A 22,417-nucleotide genomic window follows, 5' to 3' on the forward strand; every position below is an offset into this window, starting at 1 on the left:
CTTACTGTTTTTATTATTGGGATAACGACGCGCGCGTGGCGGGGGTCCATGCCCCGTAATCGTTAATGGTCTGATAGCTCATGCTGCCCGCATGGCTGAAGGTTTCGGCCAGCGTCACGCTGCCTTTCGGGGGCACCATCACCGGCTGCACCGGCATACCGTCAATTTTCACGTTGATGGTGGTGAGGTAGTACGGCGTGGGGTTGCTGAGCGTCACTTTTCCGGCGCGATAGGCACCGGCCAGTTTTTTCCACGCCTCTCCCGGGCTCTCACTGAGTCCTTCCGGGCGATAAAAGACCTTGATGCGGTTAGCCGACGCAAACTGCAGCGTATTTCCGGCGCCGCTTTTCGCCTGCTGGGGGATGGCTTTGACCGTCATCCAGTAGAGCGTCTCCCGATCCGCTGGCAGGGCTTTGCCGTTAAACATAATTTTCACCGCGCTTTCGCTGGCCGGCTTCATGACGTACAGCGGCGGCGTGATCGCGAAGTCGTTGGTGCGTTCGCCTTGCTCATTCTCCATCCATGACTGGATCAGGAACGTGGCGTCGGGATGGGTGTTTCTCACCTGCATCATGGCCTGGCTGGTGGCGCTGGAGTAGACCATTCGCGTTGCGCCCAGCCCCACGCCGCCGGCATAGACGGCGGAGGAACATAACGCGCCCGCCAGGCAAATCCATGTGTTTACGCGCATAGTGCTTCTCCTGAAAGCTAAGACAGGCCCGGCTCGCAGACCGGGCCTGAGGATTACGAATAGGTTACGGTGTAGGTTGCGACGGCGCTGGCATCACCCGCGGTGGCGCCGCCCTTCGGCGAGTAATATTTCGCGCTGAAGTTCAGGGTGTTGGCACCCTTACGCAGAGGGATGGCCGCAGCAGGTTCACCCAGGTTCACCACGTTGCCCTGCTCGTCATAAAGGCGAATAGCCACGTTTTGCGCAGAGTTGGCGCTGCCGTTTGCCCCGACGGACAGGCTATTAACATCGGAAGTGTCCGGCGTGCCGGTGAAGGTGACGGCCACGGTTGTGGCGGCAATCGGGTTCTCATCCGTAGAGGCTGATGTATCGGCGATTTCGCAATCTTCCAGGGTGATGGCAAACGCTTTTGCCGTGCTGGCAACGCTGCCGGCGGTCGCCAGCGTTGCGGTACGCACTTCACCCATATCAACGTCAATGTTGGCGCTTCCTGCGCTGATGGCGCAGGCGGAGGTCACCACTTTGCCGCTAAAGTTCACCGTGCCGCCGCTGGTGCCGGCAGCCAGGGCCGTGCCCGCTGGCAGTAATGCCGCAATAGCGATCGCGAGCAGCGTTTTATTATTGAATTGAGCTTTCATTGTCCTGATTCCATTATGGTGTTATGTCGAGATTTGCTCTGAAAGCAGCAGGTCTAACTGGTTAAAAAGACCAGCAAATCTGTCTTGTTCCTGAGCCCGAGTTTTCTTATCGCTGAGCTTTTTAACGCGCTGACACGACGGTAAGAAAGCTGCTCTGTTTCGGCGATGTAACGCATATCCAGACCCTTTCGCAGTTCCTTCAATACCCTCCATTCACCCGGCGTCAGCGATAACGCCGTGGGTTTTTTTAGTGGGCGATAACGGCTATCGACCATTTTTAATACGCTGGCTCGCCAGTGATAAAGCGGGTCCTGCAGCGAGAGATAGGCGTCTATTTCACCGCGTATCCACAGCCAGGAATTTGCCGGTGCGGAATACATGCAAATAAGTACGTCGGGATAAAGGACTTTCATCTTCCTGATATATTTCAGGCAGTCATATCCCGCGTGATATTTCTCCATGCCGGATAAAAAAATCACGTCTACCGGTGCGGCCGCGAGTATCGTTTCGATCTCCGCGTAATTATCGATCGATGCTGTAATCTGCATAGCCGGGACAATATTTTTTAATAACGCGGTGATCCCCTGGCGCGCAAAGTGATCTCCACCCAATAGCGCGATATTTAAATGACGTGTGTTGTTGAGCTTATTCGCCATGTCATTCCCTCGATTTATAATTGTAATGAGACTCGTCTGTCTGGCAGAACGATGCCTGTATTTTCGAAGCAATTAAGCATTGCACGGTGTGAGCCCACTATACTCAGGGCGTAAAAGAGGTAACCTGAATTAATCTTAATTTGTTTTAAGTACGGTTTAGGTGTAGCGTCAATTTCTCCTCGCTGAACCGGCTTTTGCTTATCTGCCTGCAAATAATCATACCGGTAGTTTTTATTGAAAAGTTGGCTTTAATAAATGTTTTGTAAGGAAATAGTCTGGGGACGTCATGCGAAGCGGGTTGTTACTGACGGTGGCTAACAGTTTCGCACCGAAATTGTTAATTAAGACGACAGCTTTCGAATTGGTCGTAATTTCGAAACCCGCTGGCAGAGCGCGTCCTTTCTGCTTTTTATTAAAAAAACAAATTAAGCGCGCTGAATAATTCAGACAACGATGGCTAAAGCGTTCAACAGGCGCCTTTGTCGAGTTTTGTCAGTGTCAAGACGGCTTAAAATGGTGGTTAAGAAAACTTCAGACCGGTCAGATAAAGAGAAAGGAAAAATAAGATTTTTCGCCAGGCGCCAGGATATACAGTTGCGCATTAATCCGTCACATTAATCCTTACACAGGCGAGGGATACGCAGGTTAACCGTGAAGGGAATCTACTGGAGCAACAGGCGTTGACCGGAGGTATTTAGCCCATTCTATGCATAAGCATTACATTATTAATGGCCTGGTAGAGTTTCATCCAGCGGCCAGCACATTACGCGATCTCAACAATCCTGACCGGGTGGTGGTATTAAATTCCCCGGCGGGGCGCTGTTTGTTGTTATTAATAGAAAGAGTCGGAAGTATAGTGACTCAACAGGAGTGCATGGATATTGTCTGGCAGCGCCGGGGGATGCTGGTTTCGCCTAATACCTACTACCAGAATATTTCTATTCTGCGTAAGGGGCTGAAGAGAGTAGGGTTTGAAACCGATCCGATTGTCACTATCCCGCGCATTGGACTGACGCTCGCAAGCGATACGCAAATCACCGTTAAAGAGACGCCGCCGCAGGCTGAAGAGGAAGAACGTGCTGCTCCGGATGTCTGCGAAGAGGCTGTCGCCCCGACGGTCTCGACGCGCCGCTTCTGGCTGCCGGGCGCGCTGGTGCTATTGCTGATGCTGGCTGGCGTGAGCGTTATCAGCCATAACCTGCTGCATGACAGCTATTTCGTCGACGGGTACCGCTTCGCGATGAAGATGGGCGAATGCCAGCTCTATTTTTCTCGCGATATTGAAACGCAGCGCGACCGGGATAAAGCCCTGGCCTATGCCGCCCCGTTTAAGGACCAGTGCGCGAACTATCCCTGGGTGTACGTCAGCGGCTACATCCTGCTTCCTCGCGCATCGGTCATTCGCTGTGACAGGCCGATGACGGAACCCAACCGCTGTATGTCCGATTATTTTATAGAGGATCGCTAGCATGGTTCGCTACCGTCAAACGCTTGTTGCGCTCTGCCTGTGCCTGCTGATGGGGGCTGTCGTGGCGGCGTATTACCTCTGGCATCGCCATTACATCCAGCCCTTTTCATGCCAGGCGAACTTTATTCAGCATCACCGTGATGAAACGCTCTCTCTGTGGCTGAATTACACCGTGGAGGGTAACAGCGGAATACTCAGCATGAATGGCCGGTTGAAAAGCGATCCTACGAAGACCCTGAATCGCAAAGTTTTCTTTCAGATTGAGCGCAAAGACAGCGTCTTTAATCTGACGTCCATACGCAATATGAAATTTCCGGACGACAACATCAGCGACAGCTGGCTGGAGAAGTACGAGCCCTTATTTTTTATCTATCCAAATAAGAATATTTATATGCGTATTAAGAAACAGCAGAATGAGAATTATTTATTTATTCTGGGGACGCTGCCGACCTATGTGTGCCACACGTCAAAAAACGGATAGCGACAGGGAGAAATGTTTTTAAGTTTTTGCGACCATCATTTATGCTTGATTTAACAGCCAGGACCTATCTTAGGAAAATATAACAGCAACAATAATGTTGCGATAATGTAATTATTCTTCGGCAAGTTAATGAAAAATATAATTGATGATAGCGTCAGAATGACGCCTGCACGGAATAAATCCCTGCATATGGGTTTACTCCTGTGGCCCCATTTCTCGCTTTTCGCATATTCAGGATTAATAGAGGCGTTACGCATTGCATCCAGCGTCCAGAAGCGTAGCCAGAAAATACGCTTTAAACTCAGCCTGATAAGCACTTATCCCGACTTACCGGTAGTGAGCAGCTCAGGGCTCAGCGTGCGGCCCGAGGCCGCCCATGCACCGCCCGGCAACTTTGACTATATTGCGGTGATTGGTGGGGGGCTGGAGCATCTTCACCAGGGACACCGTGGCGACAGAGCGTTTCTCACGGATGCTTATCACAACAACGTTCCTCTGATTGGTATTGGTACCGGCAGCTTTATCCTGGCGGAGGAAGGCTTACTGAACGAGCGCCGCGCCTCGATTCATCCTCATCACCATGACGTTTTCACCCAACGCTTTCCGCAGGTTTATGCTGAGCAAGGCCTCGATTTTATCGACGAAGGCGATGTGCTGACCTGCCCGGGCGGGATCTCAACGCTCACCCTGATAACGGCGCTGATCCGCGCCCACGGGGGAGACGACATTGCGGCCACCACCTCCCGGCGGCTGTCCCTTCCTTCGCATGACGCCGCCACGCCGCGGCCCGCGAATATCGCCATGATCCCTGATTCACGGCTGCGCAGGGCGGTGACGATCGTCGAACAGTATCTGACTCACCCGCTGAACGCCGCCAGGCTCGCGCAGGACGTCAAGCTGAGCGAACGTCAGCTTAACCGCCTGTTTCACGCCGAGTTTGGCAAAACGGCGCGGGAATTTATCCGCAGCGCCAGGCTACGCTATGCCTGCTGGCTGCTGAAAAACTCTCAGCAAAGCGTGACGGATATTGCGCGGCGGATGCGGTTTAGCGACTGCGCCCATTTTATTCGTCATTTTCAGACCGAGTACGGCTGCACGCCGGGGGTATGGCGCACGTCGCAGAACTGATGCACCTATTTCGTGCTTTCTTCGTAGGGTATTACTGGCCCGCCTGGATAGACTTCCGTTAAAAGCCTAACGGAGGGAAGACGACATGAACTGGCAGCCTTTTCGCGGCGATGCACCGGAAAATATGACGATTTTCAGCGCGTCATTTCCCGACGTCAGCGACCAGTGGCCGATGAAAGACGACGCTGCCCGTGAGATCGCCTCCCTTGACCGCGCCCTGAAAGCCGAGCCAGCGCTCCGGCCTCCGAGGGTGGAATACGACGAAGGGGGGCAGGCCGTGCTTGTCCCGCAGAACCGCTATTCCGAACAGGCCTTCCGCAACCGCCCGGCGCTCACCGCGTGGCGCACCCGGCTGGTGCCCTCCGCGCTGGCGCTGTTTGTGGTGCAAAACCCGCTGGAAGACCGCCTGCCCGACGGCACTAAAATGGACAGCGACAGCCGCCAGTGGTTTATCCACGCTAACGATGCGATTGGCGTGCGCTCCCGCGCCCGGGTGCTGGCCGCGCTGGTGGATAAGTACATTCATAATGAGAGCGAGAACAACTGGGTCAGCCTCGCGAGCGGTGCCGCCATCCCGGTGCTGGAGGCGCTGCGTGAAGCAAAGCTCGACGGCCAGCGGGTGTATCTCACGCTGGTGGACAAAGACCCGGTGGCGCTCAGCTGGGCCGAAACTATGGCGGCGCAGGAAGGGATTGTGGTGGGCGAACAGCTGACGCTGCTCAGGCGCAACCTGCTCCATGCGCTGGTGCGTAACGAGGACCTGCTGCTGGAGCTGGGCGAGCATCAGGCCGAACTGGTTGACGCGCTGGGGATTTTCGAATACTTCAACGATACCGATGCGGTGATTTTTCTCCAGCGCGCGCTGCGGCTGGTCAAGCCCGGCGGGGCGGTGATTGTGTCGAACATGCTGACCAGCAGCCCGCAAATTGACTTTGTGCTGCGGGGTATCGGCTGGGAGGATATTCACCCGAGGTCGTTACAGCAGCTGCAGGATATCCACCTCGCGGCGGGCGTGCCGGTGGAAAACGTCACCGTGGTGGTGCCGAAAGATGGGGTGTACGCGGTGATGGAGATTAGGGTTTAGCTCGATCTGTTCCCTCTCCCTTGAGGGAGAGGGCTAGGGTGAGATGGGGAAGAGCCCGCAAAGCGTGGCTTGAAATAGTTCGGTTTTCCAATCATGATCCGCCCCATGAAAATAGAAACCGCACTCCACACACACTTCGAACGTCTGGTCGCGATCTGGGAATCCTCCGTCCGCGCCACCCATCACTTTTTACAGGAAAGCGATATTGCGGCGTTGCGCCCGTTATTGCTCAACGCCTATCTGCCTAACCTCAAGGTCGTGATCGCTCGCGATGACGCAGGCGTTATACACGGCTTTTTAGGCGTGGATGAAAACCGCATTGAAATGCTGTTTGTTGACGACGCGAGCCGCGGGAAGGGCGTCGGGAAATTACTGCTGCAACACGCCATCGCAGCGTTTGGCGTAAACGAAGTGGACGTGAATGAGCAGAACCCGCAGGGCGTCGCGTTTTATCGTCATATGGGGTTTGAGCAGGTCGGACGCTCGGAACTGGACGGGCAGGGGAATCCGTTTCCGCTACTACATATGCGGTTGGGTGAATGAATATTAACTTAACGCAGAAATCATACTTTTAGATATGAAATGCAACGCGTTTTCCTGTGGGAAGTTCAATGTCGATATGAAGTTTCCCCCCCATTGCCTCAATGTAGCGCTTAAGCGTGGCAATTTTGAGTTCATTTCCACGTTGCTCTAGCTGCGTTACTGCGGGCTGACTCACCCCCATCAGATCGGCAACATTTTTTTGCGAAAGTCTCAGCTCTTCACGTAAAAGTTGCAGACCCGTCTCGAGGATCATTTCATCTGCCATCTCTTTAATACGTTGTTGGCTTTCCGGTGAACGTGACGCAATCACTTCATTTAAGGTTTTCACTTGGTTGCCTCCAGGCTTGTCAGATGGAAGGAAAATTCGGCATCTGCGATGCGAATCATTTTTTCATAAAAGGCTTTGTCGTTATTCTTATCGCCCGCGCAAAGCACAATGGCCTGACGGACAGGATCAAATGCGAAGAAAGCACGTATCGGACGTCCAGCATATTGAATACGTAATTCCTTCATATGGTTATACCGTGAGCCTTTAACCGTATCTGCATAGGGCCGTGGAAGACGTGGCCCATATTTTTGCAGATTTAGCAGGTCTGCCAGTATCTTATCCTGTAATCCTTCTTCCTGCTCAAGCAGTCATTGCTCGAATACCTTTCCGAACAGAACCGTCCACATGCTTTCGTCCATGATAAGCTGTAGCTTATAAATAGAATATAAGCTGTAGTTAATAAATGCAATGGCTGCCATCGACAGCCAGGCTGTTAGTGGCAAGAGTATGACAAAGAAGGGAAATCAAACTGATCGCGCAATTAAATAATTGCGAGGCACTTTCCAGCATTTTTTCTATTCATGCTGGCGAGTATTGCTTCGAGGTTATAGTGACCTATCTCTCTGAAAATTTGGCGTTTTCCTAACTAGTGAACTATCCAGGATAACCGGTTGGTTGAATGTTATTCAACTTTGCGACCAGAAAAATTTTTCATGAGATGCCCATTAATAGTTCGAACATCTTTACCTTACAGATCGGCAATGGCTGCCGGAGATTGGATTACGTCTCAAGAAAAAGAAACCAAATCTTGACCGCACAAAAAGCACGAGGAATAACATCCGGTTCGAGGATGAGCTTTTGGAAAATGTTGAGAAGGCTGCGGGGAAAGGAAATTTGAGTACGTGGTTGAAAGAGGCGTGTAGGCTTAGGTTTTTGAGTGAGTAGTCATCAAAGCTTTATAGGTCGTGTTGACGATGAAATAAATGATAAGTTAGGAATATATGCTCCAAACTTATCATTGATGATGATGTTATAATTATCAATTATATCCTTAAAATGAATCAGCTATTTTTAACCGAATCTGCTTTTAAATTTTTGCGAACTTATCCGTCGTTGCATTTTTCCATTACAATTGGGACATAAATGTTGTTTCTTCCCTTCAATTTCCCATGTGTAGTATTTCTTCTTAAAGTGATTATGACAGATATCACACTGTCTGGGCTTCAATATAGCACCAATAATGACCATTAAAATTACAGCACCTATAATCCATTCCATTACACCTTCCCTTGGTGATAGTTTTGAAATGGGGGAGAGAATAACACTCAATATTTAAATTAATAAGTGATCATGTTCACTTAAGGTGACTGGATTGGGCGAATCTATTTATTAATAAAGTTTTTATTAAAGCGGATGGCATTTTGGCGGAAGATCACAGGAGTCGAACCTGCCCGGGAACGCTGGCGTCCCCAACTGGATTTGAAGTCCAGCCACCTCACCGGAGATGACGATCTTCCGCGCCTCGATTGCTACATGGAGGCGGGGCGCATTATAGCTACTTTCAGGCATTTACCACATACCCCGACACACTTTTTTCACCTCTCTTTTGACCTGTACACCCCTGTTTCAGTTAATTCCTAAGAAAATCCTCATGTTAGCCCCTCGTGCTCCCAACATTTACCGCGATCACAAAAAACAAGAAACGTAATCTGCTAACCAGAAAACGCAATACCCGCCTTTGAAACAATGGTTTAAAACCAATGCAACCGGTCTCAGCGCCCCCTACAGCGTGAAGGATAAAAAAAGATGAGAGAAGTATTGTCAGTAAAAGAGAAGATTGGCTACGGCATGGGAGACGCCGCCAGCCACATCATTTTTGATAACGTCATGTTGTACATGATGTTTTTCTACACCGACATTTTCGGCATTCCCGCCGGGTTTGTCGGCACCATGTTCCTGCTGGCGCGCGCGCTGGATGCGATCTCCGACCCGTGCATGGGGCTGATTGCCGACCGCACCCGCAGCCGCTGGGGCAAGTTCCGTCCGTGGATTTTGTTTGGTGCCATCCCGTTCGGCATCGTCTGCGTGCTGGCCTACACCACGCCGGACCTCAGCCTCAACGGCAAAATGGTTTACGCTGCCGTTACCTACACCCTGCTGACCCTGCTCTATACCGTGGTCAATATTCCCTACTGCGCGCTGGGCGGCGTGATCACCAACGACCCGACGCAGCGTATCTCCCTACAGTCCTGGCGCTTTGTGCTGGCGACGGCGGGCGGCATGCTCTCCACGGTGCTGATGATGCCGCTGGTGAACCTGATTGGCGGCGACGATAAGGCGTTCGGCTTCCAGGGCGGGATTGCCGTGCTGTCGGTAGTCGCGTTCCTGATGCTGGCGTTCTGCTTCTTTACCACCAAAGAGCGCATCCAGGTGCCGCCGAGCACTACCTCCATGCGGGAAGACCTGCGCGACATCTGGCACAACGACCAGTGGCGCATCGTCGGCGTGCTCACCATCCTCAACATCCTCGCCGTCTGCGTGCGCGGCGGCGCGATGATGTACTACTGCACCTGGATCATGGGCTCGCCAGAGGTGTTCGTCGCGTTCCTCACCACCTACTGCGTCGGCAACCTGATCGGCTCCGCGCTGGCGAAACCGCTCACCGACTGGAAGTGCAAGGTCAGCATCTTCTGGTGGACCAACGCCGCGCTGGCGGTGGTCAGCGTGGCGATGTTCTTCGTCCCGATGCATGCCACCGTGCTGATGTTCGCCTTTATCTTCGTCATCGGCGTGCTGCACCAGCTGGTGACGCCGATTCAGTGGGTGATGATGTCCGATACCGTCGACTACGGCGAATGGACCAACGGCAAGCGCCTGACCGGCATTAGCTTTGCGGGCACGCTGTTCGTGCTGAAGCTCGGCCTGGCGCTGGGCGGGGCGATGATCGGCTGGATGCTGGCAGGCGGCGGCTACGACGCGGCAGCCAAAACTCAGAACAGCGCGACCATCAGCATCATTATCGGCCTGTTTACCCTGGCCCCGGCGGTCTGCTACGTGCTGAGCGCCATCATCGCCAAACGCTATTACACGCTGAAAACCCCCTTCCTGACCAAAATCCTGGGCGAGCTGGCGCAGGGCGCGCGCCGCAATCAGCAGGAGTTTGAAAAACTGCCGGTCAGCAAAGAATTACAGAACTAAGAGGACGAGAGCATGAAAATCAGTGATGGAAACTGGCTTATTCAACCGGGCCTGAACGTGACGTATCCAGTTCAGGTGTTCGACGTGGAGCAGCAGGGCAATGACCTGGTGGTGTTTGTTGCGCCGCGCGACGTGCGCGAGCGCACCTGGCAGCTCGACACGTTGATGTTCACGGTGCGCCTGTTTGCCCCGCAGGAAGGGATTGTCGGGGTGCGCATCGAGCACTTCCAGGGTGCGCTGAATAACGGCCCGCACTATCCGCTGAACGTTCTGAAAGACGTGAAGTTAGAGATTGAGAACAACGCCGAGTTTGCCGAGCTGAAAAGCGGAAGCGTCAGCGTGCGCGTCACCAAAGGCGAGTTCTGGGCGCTGGATTTCCTGCGCAACGGCCTGCGCATTACCGGCAGCCAGCTGAAAAACAACGGCTACGTGCAGGACAGCAATGCCGACCGCAATTACGTGTTCGAACGTCTGGATCTGGGCGTGGGGGAAACGGTCTACGGACTGGGCGAGCGCTTTACCGCGCTGGTGCGCAACGGCCAGACGGTCGAAACCTGGAACCGCGACGGCGGCACCAGCACCGAGCAGTCCTACAAAAATATCCCGTTCTACCTGACCAACCGCGGCTACGGCGTGCTGGTGAATCACCCCGAGAACGTCTCGTTTGAAGTCGGCTCCGAGAAGGTCTCCAAAGTGCAGTTCAGCGTCGAAGGGGAATATCTCGAGTACTTCGTGATCGAAGGCCCGACGCCAAAAGAGGTGCTGAACCGCTATACGCAGTTCACCGGGCGTCCGGCGCTGCCGCCTGCCTGGTCGTTCGGCCTGTGGCTGACCACCTCGTTCACCACCAACTACGACGAAGCGACGGTAAACAGCTTTATCGACGGCATGGCCGAGCGCGACCTGCCGCTGCACGTGTTCCACTTCGACTGCTTCTGGATGAAGGCCTTTCAGTGGTGCGACTTCGAGTGGGACCCGGTGACCTTCCCGGATCCGGAAGGGATGATCCGCCGCCTGAAGGAAAAAGGGCTGAAGGTCTGCGTGTGGATTAACCCGTACATCGGCCAGAAATCCCCGATCTTCCGGGAGCTGAAAGAGAAGGGCTACCTGCTTAAGCGCCCGGACGGCTCCCTGTGGCAGTGGGACAAATGGCAGCCGGGGCTGGCGATCTATGACTTCACCAACCCGGAAGCGTGCCGGTGGTATGCCGACAGGCTGAAAGGCCTGGTGGAGATCGGCGTCGACTGCTTCAAGACCGACTTCGGCGAGCGTATCCCGACGGACGTGCAGTGGTTCGACGGGTCCGATCCGCAGAAGATGCACAACCACTACGCCTACATCTATAACGAGCTGGTGTGGAACGTGCTGAAAGAGACGGTGGGGGAGGAAGAGGCGGTGCTGTTTGCCCGTTCGGCGTCCGTGGGTGCGCAGCAGTTCCCGGTGCACTGGGGCGGCGACTGCTACGCCAACTATGAATCGATGGCCGAAAGCCTGCGCGGCGGGCTGTCGATTGGCCTGTCCGGCTTCGGGTTCTGGAGCCACGATATCGGCGGGTTCGAAAACACCGCTCCGGCGCACGTCTATAAACGCTGGTGCGCGTTCGGGCTGTTCTCCAGCCACAGCCGCCTGCACGGCAGCAAATCCTACCGCGTGCCGTGGGCTTACGATGACGAGTCCTGCGACGTGGTGCGCCACTTCACCCAGCTGAAGTGTCAGCTGATGCCGTATCTGTATCGTCAGGCGGCGCTGGCGCGCGAGTTCGGCACACCGATGCTGCGCGCGATGATGCTGGAGTTCCCGGACGATCCGGCGTGCGATTATCTCGACCGCCAGTACATGCTGGGGGATTCGGTAATGGTCGCGCCGGTGTTCTCCGAGGCGGGCGACGTGCAGTTCTATCTGCCGGAAGGCCGCTGGACGCACCTGTGGCACAACGACGAAATTCAGGGCAGCCGCTGGCATAAGCAGCAGCACGATTTCATGAGCCTGCCGGTCTACGTGCGCGATAACACCCTGCTGGCGCTGGGTAACAATAACCAGAAGCCGGACTACGCGTGGAATGAGGGGACGGCCTTCCAGCTGTTTAACCTGGACGACGGGGCAACGGCGGTGAGCGAGGTGCCTGCGGCGGACGGCTCCGTGACGTTTACGCTGAAGGCGTCACGTCGGGGCGACATCGTGACCTTTACCGGCGCGGGAGACGCACAAAACTGGTCGGTGTGCTTGCGCAACGTGCAGAAGGTGAGCGGCGTGAAGGGTGGTTCACACGCGGGCAGCGAGTGGGGTGTGGTAGTGAAAGCGGAGGGGAATGAGGTGGTGGTTCACCTTTAATTCCCCTCACCCTAACCCTCTCCCCAAAGGGGCGAGGGAAGGGTTTACTCCCTCTCCCTTTCAGGGAGAGGGCTGGGGTGAGGGTGCGGTCGATACCACACCGCCCGTCATCGTCTGCTGAACCTGCTGTTTATCCATATTCACCGCGTTCAGCTTGCCGTTCACCGTTGGCTTCAGCGGGGCATTTGCCTGCACGCTGCCGCTGGCGGTGAGCTGAATATTGCCGTCGCCCGTAATCGGCAATGCAGGCCAGCCCCACTGCTGCAGTACGTTGAGCGGCACGCCGCGCCCGTTCAGGCTCACCGTGGTCTGCCGCTGCGGCAGCTGCGAAACCGTCGCCGTGGCTTCCAGAATACCTTTCTCGGTAAACGCGCTCAGGTCGGTAATGTTCACCGTGGCGGCGTTGGCATTCAGCGCCAGCGACGGACGACGCACGTCCACGCGGTTAAAGGTCGCCGCCGCACCGTTCAGGGTTGCGCTGCCGCCCCAGATGCCCCACTGGCGATCTTTCACCAGCTGCAGGTTTGCGCCATAGCCGTCCAGAGAGGTGATCTGCCACGGGAAGGCGGGATCGATGTCGATCACCAGGTTGCGGCTCAGGCCGAATTTTTGCAGCGTGACGCTGTTAAGCCATTCCGGCAGAGGCTCCATCCACAGCGTTTTCCAGTTCTGCGGCAGGGTGTACTCCAGCCCGGCGATGGCAACATCGTCCAGCACCAGCGCTTTACCGTCGCGCAGCCAGTTACCGGACGTGCGCACCATGCCGCCTTCCCAGCGGGAGGTGAACTGACGCAGCGCCATGCCCTGCGGGGAAAACTCCGCATTCAGGATCGGGTCGAAAAGATGCAGCGAGCCGTAGATAAACTCGCTGGCGTTCATGGACAGGCGGCCTTCCTGGCTCTGCCAGTCGCCTTTGCTGAGAGTCAGGTTGCGCAGGCTTAAATCGAGATCGGTCACCGCCCAGTCCGGGCCCTGAAGCCGGGCGTCGGTCACGTCCAGACGACCAATCTGCAGAGAGGGAATAGTGGCCAGCGGCGCGAAGAACGCCATCAGCGTTTTATCGCTCTGCAGGCGAATTTCGTTCAGGCGCATCGTTTCGATAATCCAGCTTCCGTCGGCGTTGCGCAGGGCGGAGCCGGTAAGCGAGCCACGGGCCATGTCGGCGCCAATCGTTTTTAGCACCACTTCCTTACCGTTAAGCTGGCCCTCGATCAGCACGTTGGTGGCCGGTACGTCGTTCAGGGTCAGCGAGCCTGCGCTCATCTGGATCTGCGCGTTGTTCCCCAGCACGTTGCCCGCTTCCGGCTGCCACGGGCTGACGCCGCCTGTGACCTTCTGCGCGCTCAGGTCCCATTCGGTATTCGGGCTGTTAAACGCCATATTGTTCAGCTGCAGGCGATCCGCCTGGAAAGGCAGCGGTGCCGTCTGGGGCGAGAGATTCAGCGTGCCGTCGAACAGGGTGATGGTGTCCATATGCAGCGGATCGGTTATCTGGCGGCTGCTCAGGCCAATATCGACTTTTTTGGCTACCAGCGTGGCAGGTTTACCGTCCCGACCGAAGGTGACGTTTTCCAGAATGATGTGGGAAGGCGACGAAAAGCGGTGATTCATCTTGTCGAAACTGAGTTCGTAGTCGGTATTCACCGTCACCCAGCTGCTGACCTGAGAAGCGCCCCAGCGGGTCTGGAGCAGAATGTAGAACGCCAGCAGCACAATGAGCAGGGCTACCAGAAGATAGATGAGGAGCTTTCCAATAAATTTCATGGTCTTCCATCCCGCAAAACGCACATAAGGGAGTTATGCACGATTTATGCGCAATCCTCAAGGCGGGAATGGTGTAATTAGATGTCACGGCAGGCATTGACTGCCTGCCGTGAGAGAAATCAATTTTTCTCAGGCGGGAAAACGAGGTTCAGTACGATAGCGGTGATACCGCCCGCGGCAATGCCGGAAGAGAGCAGGTTTTTCACCCAGTCAGGCGCAAACTGCAGGATCAGCGGCTGCTGGGAAACACCCAGACCGACGGCCAGCGACAGCGCGATAATCATGATCGCGCGGCGGTTCAGCGGCTCGCGGGAGACGATACGCACGCCGGAGGCCGCGATAGTCCCGAACATGACCAGGGTTGCGCCGCCCAGCACCGGCTCAGGAATGTGCTGCACAAAGCCGCTTACCGCCGGGAACAGGCCGAGGACGATCAGCATCAGCGCCACCACAAAACCGACGTAGCGGCTGGCAACGCCGGTCAGCTGGATCACGCCGTTGTTCTGGCCAAAGCAGGAGTTCGGGAAGGTGTTGAATACCGCAGAGACAAACGAGTTCAAACCGTTCGCCAGCACGCCGCCTTTCAGGCGCTTCATGTACAGCGGGCCGGACACCGGCTGCTCGGAGACGTCGGAGGTGGCGGTGATATCACCGATGGTCTCCAGAGAGGTGATCATAAAGACCAGCATCAGCGGCAGCAGCAGGCCCCAGTCAATGCCCAGTCCGTAGTACAGCGGCGTGGGAACGACGATCAGCGCGCTGTTGGTCGGCGCGGTGTTCTCCGGCAGCATGCCCAGCGCCCACGCCAGCAGGTAGCCCACCGCCATGGCGATCACCAGCGAGGCGACGCGCAGGTAAGGGTTACGCTGACGGTTAAGCAGAATAATGATCGCCAGCACGACACCCGCCAGCAGCAGGTTCTTCGGCGCGCCGAAGGTATGGTCGCTCATTGCGGCATAGCCGCCGCCGATGGAGGTGAGGCCCACCTGGATCAGCGACAGGCCGATAATCATCACGACGACGCCGGAAACCAGCGGGGTGATGACGCGGCGAGCCAGATGCAGAACGCGGGAGATGACCATCTCCGTGCAGCTGGCCAGCATCAGGGTGCCGAACAGCGCCGCCATCATGGTCGGAACATCCGCACCGCCGGTCTTCAGCGCCGTACCGCCCATGATCAGCGGTGCCACGAAGTTAAAGCTGGTGCCCTGAATCGACAATAAACCTGACCCCACCGGACCCCACGCTTTAATTTGAATAATCGAGGCCACGCCGGAGGCGAAGAGAGACATGCTGATAATGTGCTGCGTGTCCTGCGCCGGTAAGCCGAGCGCCTGGCAAATCAGCAGCGCCGGGGTGATCACCGCAACAAACATCGCCAGAAGATGCTGGCAGGCGGCGAAAAGCGTTTGCGGTAGCGGCGGGCGGTCCTCAAGGCGGTAAATCAGTTCGCTATTTTGCTTCTGCGCAATCGGTTGCGCATCGGGCGACTCTATGGTGTTAACGGACATCGGCGGCAATCCCACGGTGGAAAAGCGGGCATTTTATCTGACCACCTGGTAAAAGCAAACGATTGCCAGCAAAAAAAGGGAAGAAAATCTGCTGCTGTGAGCAGGTTTTCTACAACGCGTGAGGAAAAAAAATTACACTTTTTGCGCCGGGGGCTCATGACGAGCGCAAACCGGCCCAGGATAACGCCGCGTGTGTATGGAACACGCGCATAACAGGAGCCTTTTATGATTCATCTCGATACGTTGTCGACCCTTGTTGCCGCAACGCTGGTTCTTCTGCTTGGTCGCAAGCTGGTACACAGTGTTTCCTTTCTGAAAAAGTACACCATTCCTGAACCTGTCGCCGGCGGTCTGCTGGTGGCGCTGGCCCTGCTGATACTGAAAAAAAGCATGGGCTGGGAAATTGATTTTGACATGTCCCTGAAGGACCCGCTGATGCTGGCCTTCTTTGCCACCATCGGCCTGAACGCCAATCTGGCAAGCCTGCGCTCGGGCGGTAAGGTGCTGGGCGTCTTTCTGATTGTGGTGGTGGGGCTGCTGCTAATGCAAAACGCCATCGGCATCGGGATGGCGACGCTGCTGGGGCTGGATCCGCTGATGGGGCTGCTGGCGGGGTCGATTACCCTTTCGGGCGGTCACGGTACCGGGGCCGCGTGGAGCAAGCTGTTCATCGAGCGCTACGGGTTTGAAAACGCGACGGAAGTGGCGATGGCCTGTGCGACCTTTGGCCTGGTGCTGGGTGGTCTGATTGGCGGCCCGGTGGCGCGGTATCTGGTGAAGCACTCCACCACGCCAAACGGCAGGCCGGATGATGAGCTGGTGCCGACCGCTTTCGAAAAGCCGGACGTTGGCCGCAGCATCACCTCGCTGGTGCTGATTGAAACTATCGCGACGATCGCCATCTGTCTGACCGTGGGCAAAGTGGTTGCGCAATGGCTTGCGGGTTCCGCATTTGAACTGCCGACGTTTGTCTGCGTACTGTTTATCGGGGTGATCCTGAGCAACGGTCTGGCGCTGATGGGCTTCTACCGCGTGTTTGAACGGGCGGTATCGGTGCTCGGCAACGTCTGCCTGTCGCTGTTCCTGGCGATGGCGCTGATGAGCCTCAAACTGTGGGAGCTGGCCTCGCTGGCGCTGCCGATGGTGGCGATTCTGGCGGTACAGGCGCTGTTTATGGCGCTGTACGCCATGTTCGTGACCTGGCGCATGATGGGCAAAAACTACGATGCGGCGGTGCTGGCGGCGGGTCACTGCGGGTTTGGTCTGGGGGCCACTCCAACGGCTATCGCCAATATGCAGGCGATCACAGAACGGTTCGGGCCATCGCACATGGCGTTTCTGGTGGTCCCGATGGTTGGCGCCTTCTTCATTGATATCGTCAACGCGCTGGTGATCAAGCTGTACCTGATGCTGCCGATGTTTGCCTGAGATCAGGCGTTGGAATAGCGTTCGGTTTCCGGCATCCAGCGCTCAATTAACGCTGCCGCCTGTTCGGGGTAGCGTTCATGAATATGGCGAGCCAGGCGCTGAACTTCGGGGATTATGGCCTGATCGCGCAGTAAATCCGCTACTTTGAATTCCGCGTTACCCGTCTGACGCGTGCCCAGCAGTTCGCCCGGGCCGCGGATCTCCAGGTCTTTTTGCGCAATCACAAAACCGTCGTTGCTGTCGCGCAGCACCTGCAGACGCATCTGGGCGGTTTTGGAAAGAGGCGCTTTGTAGAGCAGTACGCAGTGGGACGCAACCGCGCCACGGCCGACGCGCCCGCGCAGCTGGTGGAGCTGGGCAAGGCCGAGACGCTCCGGGTTTTCGATGATCATCAGGCTGGAATTGGGGACGTCCACGCCGACTTCGATCACCGTGGTGGCGATCAGCAGATGCAAATCACCCTGTTTGAACGACTGCATCACCGCCTGTTTTTCGGCGGGCTTCATGCGTCCGTGAACCAGACCCACGTTCAGCTCGGGCAGCGCCAGCTTAAGCTCTTCCCACGTTGCTTCGGCAGCCTGTGCTTCCAGCAGTTCAGACTCTTCAATCAGCGTACAGACCCAGTAGGCCTGACGCCCTTCCTGGGTGCAGGCGTTGCGCACGCGGTCGATGATATCGCTGCGGCGCGTGTCAGGAATCGCGACCGTTGTGACCGGCGTACGGCCCGGCGGCAGTTCGTCGATGGTGGAGGTATCCAGATCGGCGTAGGCGGTCATCGCCAGGGTGCGCGGAATCGGCGTGGCGGTCATGATCAGCTGATGCGGGTGGAAACCCTGCTGCAGGCCTTTCTCCCATAATGCCAGACGCTGATGTACGCCGAAGCGGTGCTGCTCGTCGATTATCACCAGCGCAAGACCGTTAAACTGCACCTGCTCCTGGAAGATGGCGTGCGTGCCGACAATCATCTGCACCTGCCCGCTGGCAATAGCCTCCTGTTGCGCAAGGCGAGCTTTGCCTTTTTGCTTCCCGGCAAGCCAGCCCACTTCAATCCCCAGCGGCGCAAACCAGGCGCGGAAATTATTGGCGTGCTGCTCGGCCAGCAGCTCGGTCGGCGCCATCAGCGCCACCTGCTTACCGTGGGCGATCGCGCGTAGGGCGGCCAGGGCGGCAACCAGCGTTTTACCGGACCCGACGTCGCCCTGCACCAGGCGCATCATCGGCACGTCGAGCGCCATATCGCGTTCAATCTCGGCGGTGACGCGCGCCTGCGCGCCGGTGGGTTTAAACGGCAGAGAGGCCAGCAGCTTATCTTTGAGCTCATCACGCGGGCTTAAGGGTTGGGCGTGGAAACGCTGCGCGCCCGCACGAAGTGCCAGCATGCTCAGGTTATGGGCCAGTAATTCCTCAAGGATAAGACGCTGTTGGGCGGGGTGTTTGCCGCTTTCTAAATCGCTGAGCTGCAGCGTTGGCGGCGGGCGGTGCAGGGTGCGCAGCGCCTCGGGCAGGCTCATCATGCCCTGCGCCAGCTCGGGCGGCAGCAGCTCGGTAATGGCGCAGGTATCCAGCAGCTCCAGCGCCTGATCGGTGAGCTTACGCAGCGTCGCCTGCTTGATGCCTTCGGTTGTCGGGTAAACCGGGGTGAGCGTCTCCTGCATTTCCGGCGTGCTGAGATCGCCCTGCACGCGGTACTCCGGGTGGATCATCTCTGCGCCGTACTTCCCGCGTTTGGCTTCGCCATAGGCCAGCACCCTGCGGCCCGTCGCCAGGCTGTTTTTCATCGCCGCGCTGAAGTTGAAAAAACGCATGGTGAGAATGCCGGTGCCGTCGCTGATCTGGCAGGTCATCATCCGGCGTCCGCCGAAGGTGATGTTGCAGTTCAGGACTTCGCCTTCAACGGTGGCGTAAATGGCGGGAAGGAGATCGCCAATCTTGTAGAGCTGGGTGCGGTCTTCGTAACGCAGGGGGAGGTGAAGCAGGAGATCCTGCACGGTGTGCAGGCCAATTTTTGCCAGCTTATTGCTTTGCGCCGCGCCCACGCCCGTCAGGCTGTTAAGCGGGATGGCATCCAGCAGGCGGCCTTTCATCGCTTACCCGGCGTACTGCATGGTGGCCCACCACTCGGCATCGGCTTCAATTTCGCCCTGCGCGTTGACGTGGGGGTAAGGCAATTTTTTCTGCTTCGCAACGCGAGCCAGCACCGGATAACCACCTTCAAACAGCAGGCGCTGCTGTTCCTCTTCCGGCAGCATGCTGTTGCTGCGCTCGTACATCCCGGCGTTCTGACGCTGGCGCTGCGCTTCATACAGAATGAGCGCGGACGCCACGGAGACGTTGAGAGACTGGACCATGCCGATCATCGGAATGATGATGTCCCGATCCGCCAGATCCAGCGCTTCCTGGGTGATCCCGGTTTTCTCCTGACCCATCAAAACGCAGGTCGGGCGGGTGTAGTCGATCTCGCGGAAATCTACGGCTTTAGCGGACAGGTTAGTGGCCAGGATCTGCATCCCGCGCCCTTTCAGGTGCGATACGGCTTCGCCAATGGTGTGATGATTTTTGACAGACACCCAGCTGTTGCTGCCTGCCGCCGCCGAGACCGTATTGCGCATACGGCCGTCCGGCCAGACGGCGTGCACTTCATGCACACCGACTGCATCTGCGGTACGAACGATAGCAGAGACGTTATGAGGTTTATGCACCTGCTCCATGCAGACCGTCAGGTCAGGCTGACGCCTGGCGAGCATTTCGCAGATACGTGCATAACGTTGTGAATTCATAAACCTAGTTTCGGTTTCGGGTGACTTTAATCACGTCCGGCATGACGCGGATCTTGCGCATAATATTCGCCAGATGCACGCGGTCGCGGGCGGTCAGACGAATAAAGGCGCTGTACACGCGGCCGTCTTTTTCTTCCGTATTCAGGCTCTGAATGTTGGAAGAAGCCGTGTTGATCGCTGCCGTCAGATTCGCCAGGGCACCCTGGTGGTTGAACATATCCACCTTAATTTCGGTGATAAATTCCTGTGCGGTCTCTTTATCCCACTCGACGGCCATAAACTTCTCGGCTTCTTTCTGGTAGCCGCGAATGTTACGACAGGACTCGTGGTGGATAACCAGCCCTTTACCCGGGCTGACGTGCGCAATAATCGGGTCGCCAGGAATTGGACGACAGCATTTTGCGAAGGTGATCAGCACCCCGTCCGCGCCTTTAATCGGCAGGTGTCCGTGGCTTTGCGTCGTTGCCGGCACCGCTGTCGTATCGCCTTGCTGCAGGTTCTTCGCCACCACTACGCTCATGGCGTTGCCGAGACCAATCTCTGCCAGCAGGTCGTCAAGCGACGCGAGCTTCATGCGCTCCAGCTCGCGCTGGACGTTCTCCTGCGGAATTTCAGCCAGCTTACGGCTGCCGCCCAACGCGTGGTTGAGCAGACGACGTCCCAGGCTGACGGAATCATCACGCTTGAGGTTTTTCAGCAGCTGGCGGATTTTGGCGCGTGCTTTGGAGCTCACGACAAAGTTCAGCCAGGCCGCGTTCGGACGTGCGCCCGGCGCGGTAATAATTTCTACCGTCTGGCCGCTGGAGAGCGGCTGAGACAGCGGATAAGGCTGTCTGTCGACACGCGCGCCGACGCAGGCATGCCCGATATCGGTATGCACGGCGTAGGCGAAGTCGACCGGCGTGGCGCCCGCAGGCAGTTCGACAATGCGACCTTCTGGGGTGAAAACGTAAATCTCATCCGGGAAGAGATCGGATTTAACGCTCTCGATAAATTCAAACGAGCTACCCGCACTCTGCTGAAGCTCCAGCAGGCTCTGCATCCAGCGCTGGGCGCGGATTTGTGCGGTCGTGCTGCTTTCGCCACCGTGCTCTTTATACGCCCAGTGTGCGGCAACACCCATCTCTGCCATCTGGTCCATGTCTTCGGTGCGAATTTGCACCTCAACAGGCACGCCGTGTGGCCCGATCATCGAGGTGTGCAAAGATTGATAGCCGTTCGCTTTTGGAATGGCGATGTAATCTTTCATGCGGCCCGGACGCGGTTTGTAGAGGCTGTGCATCTGCCCAAGCACGCGATAGCAGGTGTCCGAGTCGTGGACAATCACGCGGAAAGCGTAGATATCCATGATCGAGTGAAAACGCTGCTCCTTGAGCACCATTTTGCAGTAGATGGAGTACAAATGTTTTTCGCGACCGCTGACGCGGCACGGAATTCCCGCTTCCTGTAAGCGCCCTTCAATTTCCGAGAGGATTTTTTGAATCATCTCTTTACGATTACCGCGTGCGGCTTTCACCACCTCTTTAATCACGCGATAGCGGTTCGGGTACAACGCTTCAAAACCCAGCTCTTCCAGCTCGGTTTTAATGTGGTGAATACCTAAACGGTGCGCCAGCGGACTGTAGATTTCGAGGGTTTCACGGGCAATGCGGCGGCGTTTATCCGGGCGAAGTGAGCCCAGCGTGCGCATATTGTGGGTACGGTCAGCGAGTTTGATGAGAATGACGCGGATATCCTGCACCATCGCCATAATCATCTTGCGGAAGTTTTCGGCTTGCGCCTCTTTCTTGTCGCGGAAATTCAGCTTATCAAGCTTAGAGACCCCTTCCACCAGTTCGGCAACGCTTTTGCCAAACAGCTGTTCCATGTCCTGATAGGTGGCAGGGGTATCTTCGATCACGTCATGCAGCAGAGCGGCCATCAGCGTTTCGTAGTCGAGTTTCATCTCGGCCAGAATACAGGCCACCGCTACCGGGTGCGTGATATAGGGTTCACCGCTTGAACGTGTCTGGCCCTCGTGAGCGTCACGTGCAACGAGATACGCCTGCTGAAGACGCTTAATCTGGTCTTCAGGCAGGTAGGTTTGAATCAGTTGATTCAGGCTTTCAAACAGATACAAGGGCGACCCGCAGGTTTAATTAACGACGACCTTCAGCAATAGCGGTTACGGCCTGCAGTTCTGCGGCTTCCTGCTCTTGCTGCTCCTGGCGCTCACGCACGTCGAGGATCTGGTTGTTGATCAGACCTTCTTCGATTTCGCGAAGTGCAATAACGGTGGTTTTATCGTTTTCTTCCGGTACCAGCGGATCTTTACCGCCTACCTGCATCTGACGAGCGCGACGCGCGGCGACCAGCACCAGGTCAAAACGGTTACCAATTTTCTCTACAGCGTCCTGAACAGTTACGCGTGCCATACTTAAAATGCTCCACAGGTGAAGAAATGACTGGGCA

At 56.3% G+C, this 22,417-nt stretch carries 20 protein-coding genes and 1 tRNA gene; 9 read left to right on the forward strand and 12 right to left on the reverse strand.

The window, feature by feature from the left end; translation table 11 throughout:
* Positions 1-13: 13 nt before the first annotated feature.
* Genes DFO52_RS16525 through DFO52_RS16535 form a run of 3 tightly spaced genes read right to left on the reverse strand, consistent with a single transcriptional unit; the run spans position 14 to position 1,985 of the window.
* Complete coding sequence (locus DFO52_RS16525) at positions 14-691, reverse strand: fimbria/pilus periplasmic chaperone (RefSeq protein ID WP_059347355.1); 678 nt, start codon at positions 689-691, stop codon at positions 14-16.
* A 53-nt stretch (positions 692-744) separates the two neighbouring features.
* Positions 745-1,329: a fimbrial protein gene (locus DFO52_RS16530; RefSeq protein ID WP_029740784.1), complete on the reverse strand. Its 585-nt coding sequence runs from the start codon at positions 1,327-1,329 to the stop codon at positions 745-747.
* A gap of 53 nt (positions 1,330-1,382) precedes the next feature.
* Positions 1,383-1,985: a LuxR C-terminal-related transcriptional regulator gene (locus DFO52_RS16535; protein WP_133550789.1), complete on the reverse strand. Its 603-nt coding sequence runs from the start codon at positions 1,983-1,985 to the stop codon at positions 1,383-1,385.
* A 706-nt stretch (positions 1,986-2,691) separates the two neighbouring features.
* Here DFO52_RS16535 and DFO52_RS16540 point away from each other — a divergent pair.
* From DFO52_RS16540 to DFO52_RS16560, 5 genes are all read left to right on the forward strand, one after another.
* A complete protein-coding gene (locus DFO52_RS16540; protein ID WP_133550790.1) occupies positions 2,692-3,453 on the forward strand; it encodes a winged helix-turn-helix domain-containing protein in 762 nt (253 codons plus the stop codon).
* Position 3,454: 1 nt separating this feature from the next.
* Positions 3,455-3,934 carry a hypothetical protein gene (locus DFO52_RS16545; RefSeq protein ID WP_133550791.1) on the forward strand — a complete coding sequence of 160 codons (480 nt, stop codon included), beginning with the start codon at positions 3,455-3,457 and terminating at the stop codon, positions 3,932-3,934.
* 189 nt (positions 3,935-4,123) lie between these two features.
* On the forward strand, positions 4,124-5,062 hold the full coding sequence (locus DFO52_RS16550; RefSeq protein WP_133550837.1) for a helix-turn-helix domain-containing protein: 939 nt from the start codon (positions 4,124-4,126) through the stop codon (positions 5,060-5,062).
* A gap of 85 nt (positions 5,063-5,147) precedes the next feature.
* Positions 5,148-6,146, forward strand: a complete 999-nt coding sequence (locus tag DFO52_RS16555; protein WP_133550792.1) for a class I SAM-dependent methyltransferase — start codon at positions 5,148-5,150, stop codon at positions 6,144-6,146.
* A 105-nt stretch (positions 6,147-6,251) separates the two neighbouring features.
* Positions 6,252-6,689 carry an acetyltransferase gene (locus DFO52_RS16560; protein WP_047646721.1) on the forward strand — a complete coding sequence of 146 codons (438 nt, stop codon included), beginning with the start codon at positions 6,252-6,254 and terminating at the stop codon, positions 6,687-6,689.
* Between the two features lie 28 nt (positions 6,690-6,717).
* Here the strand turns inward: DFO52_RS16560 and DFO52_RS16565 are convergent, their stop codons facing one another.
* Entirely contained in the window at positions 6,718-7,017 is a 300-nt protein-coding gene (locus DFO52_RS16565) for an XRE family transcriptional regulator (RefSeq protein ID WP_023309874.1), read from the reverse strand.
* Complete coding sequence (locus DFO52_RS16570) at positions 7,014-7,325, reverse strand: type II toxin-antitoxin system RelE/ParE family toxin (RefSeq protein ID WP_230598699.1); 312 nt, start codon at positions 7,323-7,325, stop codon at positions 7,014-7,016. Before DFO52_RS16570 ends, DFO52_RS16565 begins: the two co-directional genes overlap by 4 nt.
* A gap of 406 nt (positions 7,326-7,731) precedes the next feature.
* Here DFO52_RS16570 and DFO52_RS23315 point away from each other — a divergent pair, with 406 nt between their 5' ends.
* Positions 7,732-7,902 carry a DUF3950 domain-containing protein gene (locus DFO52_RS23315; RefSeq protein ID WP_072034184.1) on the forward strand — a complete coding sequence of 57 codons (171 nt, stop codon included), beginning with the start codon at positions 7,732-7,734 and terminating at the stop codon, positions 7,900-7,902.
* 477 nt (positions 7,903-8,379) lie between these two features.
* Here DFO52_RS23315 and DFO52_RS16585 read toward each other — a convergent pair.
* A tRNA-Sec gene (locus DFO52_RS16585) sits at positions 8,380-8,474 on the reverse strand.
* Positions 8,475-8,763: 289 nt separating this feature from the next.
* Here DFO52_RS16585 and DFO52_RS16590 point away from each other — a divergent pair.
* Both DFO52_RS16590 and yicI read left to right on the forward strand, forming a co-directional pair.
* On the forward strand, positions 8,764-10,155 hold the full coding sequence (locus tag DFO52_RS16590) for a glycoside-pentoside-hexuronide family transporter (RefSeq protein ID WP_133550793.1): 1,392 nt from the start codon (positions 8,764-8,766) through the stop codon (positions 10,153-10,155).
* Between the two features lie 12 nt (positions 10,156-10,167).
* A complete protein-coding gene (gene yicI / locus DFO52_RS16595; RefSeq protein WP_133550794.1) occupies positions 10,168-12,486 on the forward strand; it encodes an alpha-xylosidase in 2,319 nt (772 codons plus the stop codon).
* Between the two features lie 60 nt (positions 12,487-12,546).
* On the opposite strand, the gene DFO52_RS16600 is transcribed toward yicI, so the two are convergent.
* Both DFO52_RS16600 and xanP read right to left on the reverse strand, forming a co-directional pair.
* On the reverse strand, positions 12,547-14,250 hold the full coding sequence (locus DFO52_RS16600) for an AsmA family protein (protein WP_133550795.1): 1,704 nt from the start codon (positions 14,248-14,250) through the stop codon (positions 12,547-12,549).
* Between the two features lie 119 nt (positions 14,251-14,369).
* Positions 14,370-15,761 carry a xanthine/proton symporter XanP gene (xanP, locus tag DFO52_RS16605; RefSeq protein WP_054829885.1) on the reverse strand — a complete coding sequence of 464 codons (1,392 nt, stop codon included), beginning with the start codon at positions 15,759-15,761 and terminating at the stop codon, positions 14,370-14,372.
* Between the two features lie 225 nt (positions 15,762-15,986).
* Here xanP and gltS point away from each other — a divergent pair, with 225 nt between their 5' ends.
* Positions 15,987-17,189 (forward strand): sodium/glutamate symporter, encoded by a 1,203-nt coding sequence (gene gltS / locus DFO52_RS16610; protein ID WP_029740798.1) that lies wholly within the window; start codon positions 15,987-15,989, stop codon positions 17,187-17,189.
* A 2-nt stretch (positions 17,190-17,191) separates the two neighbouring features.
* Here gltS and recG read toward each other — a convergent pair whose 3' ends face one another.
* The 4 genes from recG to rpoZ are packed head-to-tail and all read right to left on the reverse strand — an operon-like array spanning position 17,192 to position 22,380.
* Positions 17,192-19,273, reverse strand: coding sequence for an ATP-dependent DNA helicase RecG (recG, locus tag DFO52_RS16615; protein WP_133550796.1), 2,082 nt, complete (start codon positions 19,271-19,273; stop codon positions 17,192-17,194).
* Positions 19,274-19,276: 3 nt separating this feature from the next.
* Positions 19,277-19,966: a tRNA (guanosine(18)-2'-O)-methyltransferase TrmH gene (gene trmH / locus DFO52_RS16620; protein ID WP_133550797.1), complete on the reverse strand. Its 690-nt coding sequence runs from the start codon at positions 19,964-19,966 to the stop codon at positions 19,277-19,279.
* A 4-nt stretch (positions 19,967-19,970) separates the two neighbouring features.
* Complete coding sequence (gene spoT, locus DFO52_RS16625; RefSeq protein WP_023309883.1) at positions 19,971-22,085, reverse strand: bifunctional GTP diphosphokinase/guanosine-3',5'-bis pyrophosphate 3'-pyrophosphohydrolase; 2,115 nt, start codon at positions 22,083-22,085, stop codon at positions 19,971-19,973.
* 19 nt (positions 22,086-22,104) lie between these two features.
* On the reverse strand, positions 22,105-22,380 hold the full coding sequence (rpoZ, locus tag DFO52_RS16630) for a DNA-directed RNA polymerase subunit omega (protein ID WP_000135058.1): 276 nt from the start codon (positions 22,378-22,380) through the stop codon (positions 22,105-22,107).
* Positions 22,381-22,417: the final 37 nt, after the last annotated feature.

The sequence above is a fragment of the Enterobacter sp. AG326 genome, from assembly GCF_004362415.1.
GTDB classification, from domain to species: domain Bacteria; phylum Pseudomonadota; class Gammaproteobacteria; order Enterobacterales; family Enterobacteriaceae; genus Enterobacter; species Enterobacter asburiae.